8 protein-coding genes are annotated in these 13,507 nt (G+C 70.9%); 2 read left to right on the forward strand and 6 right to left on the reverse strand.

Annotated elements, in window-relative coordinates; translation table 11 throughout:
- Positions 1 to 251 precede the first annotated feature (251 nt).
- Together ACZ6W9_RS31880 and ACZ6W9_RS31885 are read left to right on the forward strand one after the other, a co-directional pair.
- Positions 252 to 1,496, forward strand: coding sequence for a cellulose binding domain-containing protein (locus ACZ6W9_RS31880; RefSeq protein WP_470121060.1), 1,245 nt, complete (start codon positions 252 to 254; stop codon positions 1,494 to 1,496).
- A 52-nt stretch (positions 1,497 to 1,548) separates the two neighbouring features.
- On the forward strand, positions 1,549 to 3,570 hold the full coding sequence (locus tag ACZ6W9_RS31885) for a family 43 glycosylhydrolase (protein WP_470121062.1): 2,022 nt from the start codon (positions 1,549 to 1,551) through the stop codon (positions 3,568 to 3,570).
- Between the two features lie 151 nt (positions 3,571 to 3,721).
- Here ACZ6W9_RS31885 and ACZ6W9_RS31890 read toward each other — a convergent pair whose 3' ends face one another.
- From ACZ6W9_RS31890 to ACZ6W9_RS31915, 6 genes are all read right to left on the reverse strand, one after another.
- Complete coding sequence (locus ACZ6W9_RS31890; RefSeq protein ID WP_389967492.1) at positions 3,722 to 7,231, reverse strand: ThuA domain-containing protein; 3,510 nt, start codon at positions 7,229 to 7,231, stop codon at positions 3,722 to 3,724.
- 226 nt (positions 7,232 to 7,457) lie between these two features.
- Positions 7,458 to 8,306: a sugar phosphate isomerase/epimerase family protein gene (locus tag ACZ6W9_RS31895; protein WP_470121064.1), complete on the reverse strand. Its 849-nt coding sequence runs from the start codon at positions 8,304 to 8,306 to the stop codon at positions 7,458 to 7,460.
- On the reverse strand, positions 8,288 to 9,493 hold the full coding sequence (locus ACZ6W9_RS31900) for a substrate-binding domain-containing protein (protein WP_389967486.1): 1,206 nt from the start codon (positions 9,491 to 9,493) through the stop codon (positions 8,288 to 8,290). The genes ACZ6W9_RS31895 and ACZ6W9_RS31900 overlap by 19 nt, the downstream gene beginning before the upstream one ends.
- A 13-nt stretch (positions 9,494 to 9,506) precedes the next feature.
- Entirely contained in the window at positions 9,507 to 10,439 is a 933-nt protein-coding gene (locus ACZ6W9_RS31905) for an ABC transporter permease (protein ID WP_389967483.1), read from the reverse strand.
- Positions 10,436 to 11,437 (reverse strand): ABC transporter permease, encoded by a 1,002-nt coding sequence (locus ACZ6W9_RS31910; protein WP_470121066.1) that lies wholly within the window; start codon positions 11,435 to 11,437, stop codon positions 10,436 to 10,438. The genes ACZ6W9_RS31905 and ACZ6W9_RS31910 overlap by 4 nt, the downstream gene beginning before the upstream one ends.
- Positions 11,434 to 12,858, reverse strand: coding sequence for a sugar ABC transporter ATP-binding protein (locus ACZ6W9_RS31915; RefSeq protein ID WP_470121194.1), 1,425 nt, complete (start codon positions 12,856 to 12,858; stop codon positions 11,434 to 11,436). The genes ACZ6W9_RS31910 and ACZ6W9_RS31915 overlap by 4 nt, the downstream gene beginning before the upstream one ends.
- Positions 12,859 to 13,507 lie beyond the last annotated feature (649 nt).

The raw sequence follows: 13,507 nt of genomic DNA on the forward strand, positions 1-13,507 counted from the left end.
ATCTCAGGGGCACCGCCCCCTGAGAAGGCGCCCCCCCCCCTGATGGCGTGCGCCGCCCCCCGACGGCGTGCGCCGCCTCGTGACGCCTCCGGACGGCGTGCGCCGCGGCCCGCGGACGGCGACGCGGATCACCGCGCGCCCCGCCGTACCACCCCGTGACCCGTGTGCGGCGGACAGGCCCGTGTCCCTGTCCGCCGCACACGTGAGCGACGACAACCCGTGACCCGTCCCCGCACCCCCCGGGAGCACCCATGAAGATCGCACGCCTCCGGCGCCTGACCGGCGCTGGAACCACCGTCACCGCCGGCGCGCCGGCTCCCGGCCGGGACGCCGCCGGCCGGACGGACCGGCCCCGCCGGAACGCGGAAGGAGGACCGGCCGCGCGGAGACGCCCGTGGACCGCGACGCTGTCGGCCGTGGCCCTGGCGGCGGCCGCGGTGCTGGGCTCGGTGACGGCCGCGGGCACCGCCGCCGCGGAGTCGAACGGCGGGGTGCGGGTCATGCCGCTGGGCGACTCGATCACCGAGGGCACCCAGGTGCCGGGCGGCTACCGGATCGGCCTGTGGCAGCGCCTGGCGGCCGGCCGCTACACGATCGACTTCGTCGGATCGCAGTACAACGGGCCGGGCAGTCTGGGCGACCACGACCACGAGGGACATCCCGGGTGGCGGATCGACCAGATCGACGCCAACATCAACGGCTGGCTGCGCACCTACACCCCCCGCACGGTGCTGCTGCACATCGGCACCAATGACATCCTGCAGAACTACAACGTCTCCTCGGCGCCGTCCCGGCTGTCGACGCTGATCGACCACATCACCGCGGCCGCGCCCAACGCGGAGGTGTTCGTCGCGACGATCATCCCGCTGTCGAACTCCGGCCAGGAGGCCGCCGCCCGCGCCTTCAACGCCGCGGTCCCCGGGATCGTGCAGTCCAAGGTGAACAACGGCAAGCACGTCCACCTGGTCGACATGCACGCCAAGCTGACCACGGCCGACCTGATCGACGGCGTCCACCCCACCGCGACCGGCTACGACAAGATGGCCGCCGCCTGGTACCAGGCCCTGCAGTCGGTCCCCGGCAGCATCAGCCAGGGCCCCGGCCCGTCACCGAGCCCGTCGATCACCCCGACGATCACCCCGTCGCCCAGCGTCACCCCGACGCCCCCCGACGAGCCGGTCGCCTGCCGGGTCGGCACCACCGTCAACGCGTGGAACAACGGGCTGACCGAGAACCTCACCGTCACCAACACCGGAACCTCGGCGGTCAACGGCTGGTCCCTGGCCTTCACCCTCCCCGGCGGGCAGACCATCACCGGCGGCTGGAACGCCACCTACACCCCCGCCACCGGCCGCGTCACCGCGAAGAACGTCACCTACAACGGCTCCCTCGCGCCCGGAGCCTCCACCGAGATCGGCTTCCAGGCCACCCACACCGGCGACGCCGGCAAGGCCACCGCGTTCACCCTCAACGGAGCCCCCTGCACCACCTCCTGACGCATCGCCCGACGCCCCCTCGCGGGGATCCCCCACCTCCCAGGAGACATCAATGCGTTTCATCCGACATCGGCGCTGGCTCGCGGCCGCGATGGCCGCGGCGCTCGGCGCCCTCGGGATCGCGACGGCCGGCTCCTCCCAGGCCGCCGCGGGCTGCCGGGTCACCTACACCGTGACCAACGAGTGGTCCGGCGGTTTCGGAGCCAACGTCAGCATCACCAACCTCGGCGATCCGGTCAACGGCTGGAAGCTGACCTGGTCGTTCACCGCCGGGCAGACCGTCACCCAGCTGTGGAGCGGCACCCACACCCAGTCCGGCGCCCAGGTCACCGTGACCAACGCGGACTACAACGGCGCCATCCCCACCGGCGGCAGCACGAGCTTCGGCTTCAACGGGAGCCAGAACGGCTCCAACCCGGTGCCGACGAACTTCGCGCTGAACGGCGTCGCCTGCGGCGGGACCGTCGACCCCTCGCCGAGCACCAGTCCGTCTACCGGGCCCTCCCCCAGCACCAGCCCGTCGACCGGCCCGAGCCCGTCGGCCACCCCCACGAGCGGGCCGTGGCCGCCGTCGTCGACCTACTCCAACCCCGTGCTGTGGGAGGACCTGGCCGACATCGACATCCTCCGGGTCGACGACACCTACTACTACTCGGCCTCCACGATGCACTACTCGCCCGGCGCGCCGATCCTGCGCTCCTACGACCTGGTCAACTGGGAGTACGCCGGCCACTCCGTGCCCAAGCTGGACTTCGGGTCGAAGTACGACATGAGCGGCGGGCGCGGGTACGTCAACGGCATCTGGGCGTCGTTCCTGAACTACCGCAAGAGCAACAAGACCTTCTACTGGGGCGGCTGCATCGACTTCAGCAAGACCTACATCTACACCGCCACCGCCGCGGAGGGCCCCTGGAACCGGCACACCACGATCAACAAGTGCTACTACGACGCCGGGCTGCTCGTCGATGACAACGACACGATGTACGTCGCCTACGGCAACACCCAGATCAGCGTGGCCCAGCTGTCGGCCGACGGCAAGACCGAGGTCCGCAGCCAGCAGGTGTTCTCCACGCCGTCCAGCGTTGGCACGCTGGAGGGGTCGCGGATGTACAAGCGCAACGGGTCCTACTACATCTTCCTGACCCGCCCGGCCAACGGCCAGTACGTGCTGAAGTCCACCAACGGCCCGTTCGGCCCGTACGAGATGCGCCAGGTGCTGCTCAACATGTCCGGCCCGGTCTCCGGTGGCGGCGTGCCGCACCAGGGCGGGCTGGTGCAGACCCAGAACGGCGCCTGGTACTACATGGCCTTCCAGGACGCCTACCCCGGCGGGCGGATCCCCGTACTGGCCCCGATCACCTGGACCTCCGACGGCTGGCCGACCGTGCAGACCGTGAACGGCGGCTGGGGCGGCTCCTACCCCTACCCGAACGTCCCGCGCCCGCCGCGGCAGGTGAAGTCGCCCACCGGGACCGACACCTTCACCGGCACCCAGCTCGGCCCGGAGTGGGAGTGGAACCACAACCCCGACACCACCAGGTACAGCGTCGGCAACGGGCTGCGGCTGCAGACCGCCACGGTGACCAACGACCTGTACTCGGCCCGCAACACCCTCACGCACCGCATCCTGGGCCCGTCGTCGACCGCGACGATCCAGCTGGACTACTCGGCCATGCGCGACGGTGACCGGAGCGGTCTGGCGATGCTCCGCGACTCGTCGGCCTGGATCGGCGTCAGACGCGACAACGGCCAGACCCGCCTGGTCGCGACCAACAACCTGACCATGAACGGCAGCTGGCAGACCACCTCCACCGGCACCGAGGTCGCCTCCACCGCGATCTCCGGCGGGCGGATCTGGCTGCGGGTCAACGCCGACATCCGGCCCGGCAGCGGCCGGCAGGCGAGGTTCTCCTACAGCACCGACGGGGTGAACTTCACCTCCTTCGGGCCGGCCTTCACGATGGGCAACGCCTGGCAGTTCTTCATGGGTTACCGTTACGCCGTCTTCAACTACGCCACCCAGGCACTCGGCGGCGCGGTCACCGTCAACCGGTTCGACCTGACCACACCCTGACCACGCCCCCTGACCATGCTCTGATCCACACGATCCACGACGGCCCCCCTGAGGCGCGCACCGCGCCTCAGGGGGGCCGTTCCATGCGAGGGCCCGGCGCCCCCGCGGACTTCGCGGGGGCGCCGGGCCCGGTCGTCGCGTCAGCGAGCGGTCAGGCTCGGGTCCACTTCTGGTTGTTTCCTCCGGTGCAGGTCCAGATGTTCACCCTGGTGCCGTTGGCCGTGCCGGAGCCGGAGACGTCCAGGCACTTGTTCGCGCCGACGGCGGTGATGCTGCCGTCGGAGTTGAGACGCCACTTCTGGTTGTTCTGGCCGTTGCAGTCCCAGATGGTGACCGCCGTGCCGTCGGCGGTGCCCGCTCCGGTCACGTCCAGGCACTTGTTGCCGTAGACCCGCAGCTCACCGGCGCTGGTCGAGGTCCACTTCTGGTTGTTCTGACCGTTGCAGTCCCAGATCTGCACCTGCGCGCCGTTGGACTGCGAGGCACCGCTGACGTCCAGGCACCGCCCCGAGGCGGTCCCCTTCAGCGCGCTCGTGTCCCCGGGGGACGTCGGCGTGGCCGACGGCGAGGGCGACGTGCCGTCGCCCTGCCCGACGCCCTTGCCGCCGAAGGTCAGGGAGTCGAGGTCGAACGCGTTCGCCGACGGCGCCTTGAACACGACGTAGAGGTCGCCGGTGCTGCCGGGGTTCGTGACCCGCACCGCGGGGAGGGACACGTAGTTGTTCCATCCCCCGGTCGACGGCACGGAGCTGGAGGCGACGAGCGTCCCGGTCGGCGAGCCGGCGTGCAGCTCGATGGACGCCCCGGTGGCGGACGGCGCCGACACGCGGAAGGACACCGTGTCGATCCCCGACAGGTTGACCGGCGTGTAGGAGATCCAGTCGTTGTTGGAGATGTCGCCGACGCGCCTGCCGCCCTCGGCTCCGGCCTCGTCGACGACCCGGACGCCGTTGGAGCCGTTGAAGTGCTCGGCCTGCTTGTGCTTGGGCTGCAGGGTGATGCCGGCGTTGCCCTTCAGGCCGTCCTTGTCGGTGTAGTCCGCGCCCAGGACGTAGTAGACGTTGGCCGCCTCGTCGTGGCCCGAGGCGGTCGTCGTGACCGTCCCGGAGCAGCCGGTGAACTGGCCGGTGTCGTGGGCGTGCTGGTCGTGGCCGAGCGCGGTGAACACGTTGACCTTGGAGCAGTCGACGGTGCCGTCCTCGGGGTCGGTGACGTTGACGGTGTAGGACACCTTGTCACCGAAGTCGATGAACCCGCCGTCCGGCGGAGCCGAGAAGACGACCTTGGGACGGGTGTTGCCGACGGCGATGGTCAGCGTGATACTTCCCGTCTTCCCGCTCGCGTCCCGCACGGTCAGCCTGGCGGTGTAGGTGCCGTTGGTGGTGTAGGTGTGGGACGGGTTGGCGGCGGTGGAGGTCCCGCCGTCGCCGAAGTCCCAGCTGTAGGTGATCGCGTCGCCGTCGGGGTCGGACGAGCCGGCCGAGGAGAATGCCACCGTCAGCGGCGCGGCGCCCGAGTCGGGGGTGGCGCTCGCCTTGGCCACGGGGGCGCGGTTCCCGGCCACGTAGTCGATGCGGTAGATGGCGTCGTCGGTGTTCGCGTGGCCGAAGCCGTTGCCCCAGTCGGCCATGTACAGCGCGCCGTCGGGGCCGAACTTCATGTCGATCGGCGCGTGCGGGGCGATGTTCGCCACGAACGGGTTGATCTTCAGGAGGTTGCCGGAGGAGTCGAGGCGCATCTCCTTGACGAAGTTGCGGCTCCATTCGTACAGGAAGGTCGCGCCGTCGAAGTACTGGGGGAACCTGCGGTCGGAGGCGCCGGCCGCGTCGTAGCGGTAGAACGGGCCGCCCATCGGGGCCGCGCCGCCGCAGCAGTTGATCTCGGGGAACTCGGCCGAGGCGTGGTAGTTGTACCACACGGTCGCGGGCTTGGCGGCCGGCAGGTTGGTCAGGCCGGTGTTGTTCGGCGAGTCGTTGACCGGCGCCGAGCAGTTGAACTTCGCCCCCGAGGTGTTGGTGGAGAAGTTGAAGTCGTTGAACGGGGTGTTGTTGCCGGTGCAGTACGGCCAGCCGTAGAAGCCGGGCTGCTTGATCAGGTTCCACTCGACCGTGCCCTCGGGGCCGCGGTTGGGGTTGGCGCTGCCCGCGTCCGGACCGTAGTCGCCCACCGAGAGCCAGCCGGTGACCTTGTCGACCGAGAAGCGGAACGCGTTGCGGAAGCCCATCGCGTAGATCTCGGGCCGCGTCTTGGCCGTGCCCGGCGCGAACATGTTGCCGGCCGGGATCGTGTAGGTGCCGTCGGACTCGGGGTGGATGCGCAGGATCTTGCCGCGCAGGTCGTTGGTGTTGGCCGCGGACCGCTGGGCGTCGTAGTGCTCCCGGCCCGGCCGCTCGTCGATCGGGGCGTAGCCGCTGGAGGCGTTGGGGTTGGTGTCGTCGCCCGGGGCGATGTACAGGTTGCCGCCCGGCCCGAACGTGATGTAGCCCCCGGTGTGACCGGGCTCGTCGACGTTGCGGAACGCCGGAACCTCGATGAGCTTCTTCTCGCTCCCCATGTCGAGGCTGGTGCCGTTGAAGGTGAACCGGGAGACCCGGTTCACCTCGCCGCCGTTCGACGGCGAGTAGTTGAGGTAGATCCAGCCGTTGGCGGCGAAGTTCGGGTCCAGTGCCAGCCCGATCCCGCCGTCCTCACCGCCGTCGTACACCGAAAGGGTGCCGATGACGCGCGTGCCCCCGCCGTTCGCGGGGATCATGTTCACCTTGCCCGAGCGCGAGATGTAGAAGACCCTGCCGTCGGCGGCCACGTCCAGCTCCATCGGCTGGTCCGGCGCGCCGTCGAGGGTGACCTTCTGGAAACGGGCCGAGACGGTGCCGCCGCAGTCGCCGGGCTCCGCGCCCGCCGCCCACTTCACCGCGCCCAGCAGGTGCTGCTTGAACTGCGCCTCGGAGTAGGAGGACGCGTTGTGGCCCATCGCGGTGGCCCAGACACGGCCGCCCTCCGGGTTGTGGCACCAGGAGATCGGGTGGTCGGCGCCCATCTTGTTGGGGCCCGCGTCGTAGGTGGTCTCGTCCGCGGTCACCAGCACGTGCACCGAGCCGCGCATGTTCTTGTCGAAGTTGTACCACTCCTCCGTACGGGTCCACCGGTCCGGCAGGCCCTTGGTCGAGGGGTGGACCTTGTCGGCGACCTTGGCGGTGCCCTGAACGATCGAGGAGTGCTGCGTCATGTGGGCGCCGGCGAGCACGGTCTGGTCCCACCACGGGAACTGCGACTCGATGTTCATGTCGACGGCGTTGTGGATCGCCACGACGCCGTGGCCGCTGCGCACGTAGGCCTGCATGGCCTGGCGCTGGGCGTCGTTGTCCCACACCATGCCCGAGGTCTGGAGCATGATCACCGCGTCGTAGGTGTTGAGGTTCGACGTGGTGAAGACGGCGGAGTTCTCACTCTGGTCGAGCTGGAAGTTGTTGTCGGCCGCAAGCTGCTGGAACATCGAGATGCCGGCGGCGATGGAGTCGTGCCGGTAGGCGCCGCTCGCGGTCTTGCTGAACAGCAGCACCTTGAACTGTGGCGCCGCCGCGTGTGCCACCAGTGGCACCGCGGACAGCAGGAGCCCCAGCATGGCCGCGGCCAGTGCGGGGAGCAGGTGTGATCTTCGCATGAAGGATCTCCTGGGGGTTACCGGGGACGGTCGGAGTCGGAAAGGGAGGCGAAGGCGTGGGTCGTACCGGCCCGGAGGGGGCGCCGGTCAGACCGGAAGGGCGGATCAGGTCATGAAGATCTGTCAAGTCGCGGAAGATGATCAGGTCATGGGAGCCAATCGGGTCGGGGGGCCGGTCAGGTCGGGGGGCCGGCCCGCGGGGGGCCGGCCCGATCGGGAAGGACGGTCAGGTCGTGAGGGCGCGGAGGAAGGCGAGCCCCTCGGTGGCGAGGGCGTCCTGGCTCGGGGCGAGGGGACGCCAGACGGATGCGGCGGTGGCGATGGTCCTGTTGTCGGCGGTGAAGGACTCGATCACGAGCGGTCCGGTGTAGCCGGCGTCACGCACGGCCACGGTGAAGCCCGGCCAGTCGAAGTGGTCGGAGCCGGGCGCGCCGCGGTCGGTCCCGCTCGCCTGGATGTGGGCGATCCTGGCGCCCGCCAGGCGGACGGCCCCCAGGGGGTCCTTCTCCTCGATGTTCAGGTGGTAGGTGTCGAGGGCGAGCCCGCATTCCTCGGGGAGGGCCTCGAGCGCCTGCTCGACGGTGTTGACGACGCTGGTCTCGTACCGGTTGAGCGGTTCGACGCCGATCCTGATCCCGCGTTCGGCCGCGTACGCGACGACCGGTTTCAGGTTCTCCCTCAGCTCGGCGTAGATCGAGCGCCGCTCGTCCGGGCTCATCCGCCAGGTCCGGCCGACGGAGGCGTACGCGGGCCCGCTGACCGCCGGCGCGCCGACGGTCACCGCCACGTCCACGCAGTGCCGCAGGTAGTCCTGGGTGTCCTGGACGGTCCGCGGCGAGGCGCCGACCAGTTCCCGTCCCGGCGGCATCGTGAGCACGACCGACGCGCGGAGCCCGAGCCCGTCCAGGAGGGCCGCCGCCCTCCCGGGGTCCCAGTCGCCGGGCCGCTCGACCGGCAGCTCGGCGACGTCGAAACCCCATTCCGCGATCCGCGGCGCGAGGGCGGCCAGGGACTCGTCGGTGAGCGGCGAGACCCAGACCCAGGTGTTGACCCCGATCACGAGGTGCCGCCCCATTTGCCGGGGTAGCCGGGCAGGTCCTCGCAGCCGCACAGGGCGTAGTGCAGGGGTGGCATGCCGGGCTTGAGGTAGGCGGCGAGGTTCTCCTGGGTGATCACGGGCTGCGGCAGGTTCCAGACCTTGGGCACCTGCTCGCCCTTGAGGATCTTCAGTGCCGCGATGACCGGCGTGCGCCACTGGTAGGTCGGGTAGGTCGGGGCGATCGCGGTCAGCTTCGCGTCACTCCACTTCTTCAGGAAGTCCTGCTGGTCCTCCCCGTTGATCGGCGGCACCGGCTGCCCGGCGTCCTCGAACGCCTCCACCGCCGCGACGGCGGTGGCGCCCGAGTCCATCCACAGGCCGTCGATCTTCCCGTGGCGCTGGATGTAGTCGCTGACGATGCTCTTGGTCTTGGCGGCGTCGCCGTCGGTGAACTCCGCGCCGACGACCTTGAGGTCGCTCTTGTCGAAGACCACCTTCGCCGCCGACCAGCGGGTCTCCAGGACGTCCACGCCGGGTGAGATGCGCAGCGCCAGGACCTTCCCGCCCGCGGGCACCTTCTCGACGAGGAACTCGGCGGCCGCGGCGCCGAAGGCGTAGCCGCCGATCGGCTTGATGAACGTGACCGGGCAGTCGGTCTGGACACCCCGGTCGAACACGATGACCGGCACCTTCGGGCAGGCCCCGGCCACGGCGGGCGTCAGCGTGGCCGTGGTGTTGGGCGAGACGATCAGCGCGTCACAGCCCTTGGTCTGCAGCTCGGCGATGTCGGAGATCTGCTTGTCGTCCTTGCCCTCGGCGTCCAGGGCGGTGAAGCGGGTGATCTCCTTGTGCAGGGCGACCTCCGCCTGCATGGTCTTCCAGCCGACCTGCCGCCAGGGGTTGTCGACCGCGGCGTTGGAGAAGCACAGGTGGTACGGGCCCGCCTTCCTGTACTCGGCGGTGTCGACGGGCTTCGGGTCGATGCTCTGCTCCCACGGCCTGCCGGCCGGGCCGTCCGGCCGGGCTTCGCGCATCGCCATCTGGGCGTCGTAGTCGGCCTGCACGAAGAACTTCGACTGGGCGCCGGTGCCGCTGTCCTCCGATCCGGCCGACGCCGCGGCGGAGGTCGCGGGCGCGGGCTTGTCGCTGGTGCACGAGACCGCCGACAGCGTCAGTACGGCCAGCGCGGCGGTGGCGAGGAGCCGCCGCGGATATGTGAGCATGGTCTTCCTTCCATCACGGGGCGGCCGCGGCTCTTGCACGCGGGAAGCGCACGGCTCCCAGCGCCACCGCGGCGATGATGATCACGCCCTGTACGGCCGGCTCCAGCGCCCCCGAGATGCCGTACAGGTTGAGCAGGGTGAACAGCGCCTCCAGGGTGAAGGCGCCCGCCATCGCGGCGACCACGGAGCCGCGGCCGCCGCCGAGGGCCACGCCGCCGAGCACGACGGCGGTGATGGCCTGGAACTCCAGCCCCTGGCCGACCTGGGCGGACACCCCTGCGAAGCCACCGAGCAGGACCGCGGCGACCGCCGCGGACAGCCCGGAGATCATGAACGCCGCGGTCCGCACCCGGGCGACGCGGACGCCGGACAGGGCGGCGGCCCGGTCGTTGTCGCCGGCCGCGACCAGCGTGTGGCCGAACCCGGCGCGCATCGCGGAGACGGCGGCGGCGGTCACCGCGACGAGGATCAGGACCGCCCAGGGCACCGGACCCAGGCTCCCCCGGCCCAGCTCGCGGAACTCCGGGGACAGGGCGCCGCGGGGCGCGCCGCCCGTCCAGAGGAACACCGCGCCGGACAGGATCAGCAGCATGCCGAGCGTCGTGATGAACGACGGGACCCGCAGCCGGGTGGTGACGGTCCCGTTGACCAGCCCGACGAGCGGTCCGAGAGCGAGCAGCAGGGCCAGCACGGGCCAGGTCGCCTCCGCGGAGCCGTCGATGAGCCGGGCGGCGATCACCACCTCGGCGGTGACGAGGGAGCCGACCGACAGGTCGAACTCGCCGGACACGATGACGAAGTACTGCCCGGTCGCGAGGATCACCAGCGGAGCGGCCCGCTTGACGAAGGCGAGGAGGGCGGGCGGCTCCAGGAAGTACGGGTTGACGGCCGCGATGGCGATCAGCAGTCCGGCCAGCACCACGAGGATCGGCAGCGCTCGTCTCATCCGTTCCGCCTCCTGCGGGCGTAGACGGCCAGGGCGGCCACCAGGACCACGCCCCGTACGACGTCCTTGGCGAAGGAGTCGACCTGGAGCTGGTTGAAGATGCTGTCGAGGACGGCCAGGAGCAGGACTCCGCCGACGGTCCCGCCGACCCCGCCGCGGCCTCCGGCCAGGGCCGTCCCGCCGAGTACGACCGCGGCGATCGACTCCAGGTCGTATCCGCCGTCGGTTCCCACCGTCGGCGCGCCGGCTCCGAGCCGCGAGGCGAGCAGCAGCCCGGCGATCCCGGCGCAGACGGAGCAGAGCACGTGGGCGGTGACCACGACCCGCCCGGTGCGGATCCCGGAGAGCCGGGCGACCTCGGAGTCCCCGCCCACCGCGTAGATCCGGTACCCCGGGCGGGTGCGGGTCAGCAGGAACCACGCGGCCGCCGCCACCGCGGCCCACAGCAGCGCCGACACCGGCAGCGGCCCGATCCGGTCGTATCCGAGGTGCTGGAAGGACGCGGGCACGCTGCCCGCCGGGCCGTCGTACCGCTCGTCGAGCGCCCCGCGGATGATCAGCGCGATCCCGAGCGTGGCGATGAAGGCGTGTACCCGGAGGCGGGTGACGATCAGGCCGTTCACCAGGCCGGTGAGCGCGCTCACCGCCAGCACCGCGGCGACCGCGGGCAGCACGTTCGCGTCGCCTCCGGCCATGATCTCGGCCGCGACGAGCGAGGTCAGGCTGATCAGGTAGGCCACGGAGAGGTCCAGGCTGCCGGCCAGGATCACCAGGGTCTGACCGACCGCGACGATGCCCAGCGCCGCCGACCGCTGCTGGATGCCGACGATGTTCTCCTGGCTGAGGAAGTGCTCGCCGTCCAGGGCGAACAGCAGCCAGCCCAGCACGATGAGCAGGGCCAGCGCCAGGTAGACGGCGCGCGCGGGCCGGTCGGCGGACAGCCGCCGGAGGAAGGAGCCCGCGGCCGGGACGGGCCGGAGCTTCAGCTGCTGGGTCATGACGCGGCCGCCAGGCGCATCACGGCCTCCTCGGTGGAGCCGGCGGGCAGCTCTCCGGCGACGCGGCCGTCGCGCAGCACCACGATGCGGTCGCTCATGCCGATGAGTTCGGGAAGCTCGGAGGAGATCATCAGGACCGCCGTGCCGTCGCGGGCGAGTTCGCGCATCAGGTCGTGGATGGCGGCCTTGGCGCCCACGTCGACGCCGCGGGTGGGTTCGTCGAACAGCAGGACCCGCGGGGCGACCGTCATCCATTTGGCCAGCACGACCTTCTGCTGGTTGCCGCCGGACAGCAGCCGGACCTCCTGGGCGGGCCGGGGCGGGCGCAGGCGCACCCGTTCCAGCAGCTCCTCGATCCCGGGGCCGCGCTTCCGGGTGGCGCGGGCCACGAGCAGGGCGTTGTCGCGCACCCGCTGGTTCAGCAGGAGTCCTTCGGCCTTGCGGTCCTCGGTGACCAGGCCGATGCCCGCGGCGATGCCCTCGCGGACGGAACGGGGACGGCGGGGCGTCATCTCGCCGTGGGTGAAGGGGTCGGCGCCGAACAGCGCCCTGGCCAGCTCGGTGCGGCCGGAGCCCTGCAGCCCGGCCAGGCCGACGATCTCGCCCGCGCGCAGGTCGAGGTCGATGCCGTGCAGCCTGGCGTTGCCGCCGCCGCGCACGCTCAGCATCACCTCCCCGGGGGGCTCCGCGGCCCGGGGCGGGTAGTAGGAGTCCAGTTCCCGGCCGACCATCAGCCGGACCAGGGTCGGGGTGTCCAGACCGGCGGCCTCCGCGGTGGTGACCCGGGCGCCGTCCTTGAGCACGGTGATCCGGTCGGCCAGCTCGAAGACCTCACGGAGCCGGTGTGAGATGTACAGGACCGCGATGCCGCGTCCGGTGAGCCTCCGCACCAGCGTGTACAGCAGTTCGACCTCGTGGTCGGCCAGGGCGGCGGTCGGCTCGTCCATCACCACGATCCGGGCGTTCAGTGACAGCGCCTTGGCGATCTCGACGACCTGCTGCCGCGCGACGGAGAGCCGCCGGACGGGATCACGCGGCCCGAACGACTCCTCGCCGAGCGACCTCAGCAGCTCACCGGTCGCCGACTCCATCGCGGCGCGGTCGACCAGTCCCCGCCGGACGGGCTCACGGCCGAGGAAGACGTTCTCGGCCACCGTCCGCTCGGGGAGCAGGGTGAGCTCCTGGTAGATGATCGCCACTCCGGCCTGCTGCGCCTCGACCGGGTGCCGGAACGCCATGTTCCGGCCGTCGATCTCGATCGTCCCCTCGTCCGGGGGGTGGACCCCGGCGAGGATCTTCATCAGCGTCGACTTGCCCGCGCCGTTCTCCCCCACGACCGCGTGGACCTCACCGGCGGAGACCTCCAGGTCGACTCCGCCGAGGACCCTGACTCCCAGGAAGCTCTTGCCGATCCCGGTCATCCTCAGCACGCGGGCCGCCCATCGAGCCGGCCGGCCGCGACGGTGGGGCCTGCCGGGGCGGATCTCCGGGCCGTGCGGGGTGAGCGGTCATGCACCGAGATCTCCTAATGGGGGCGGGAGCGTGGGCGGGGCACGCGGTTCACCCGGCCGGTCTCCGGCGAGCGCGCCGTGATCACCGGGGCGGCGCGGCCGGCGCGCACTCCTCCCGGCGGACGGCACGTGGCACGGTGGACGAAGGACCTGAACATACGATGATTTCGAACCGATTCGGGATGAAAATAGGCCCACCTATCATGGGTGTCAAGCATTCCCATCCGCCAGTAGGGATACGGTCCCTCCGCCCGGCCGGACAGGGGTTTTCCCTCTTCCATCGGTGATCCGCATGTCACGGTCGAGCCGGGCCCGCCTCGTCGATTCCGGCATACCGGACCCCGGGGGACGATGAGTGGGTATATTCGCGTTAACAGATGTGTCATAAACATGAAACTTTCACGACCCGTATCCGCCGGATCGCGCGGACATCCGGAATCCGGTGGCCGACGGCCCGGAGCCGCCGGGGCCCGGCGGACGGCCGCCGGAGGCGGAGATCCGTCGCGCATCGCCACGTACCGGCCGGGTGAAACACGGTGTTCATGCCGGGGACACGCAC

The organism is Streptosporangium sp. NPDC053982, assembly GCF_055585205.1.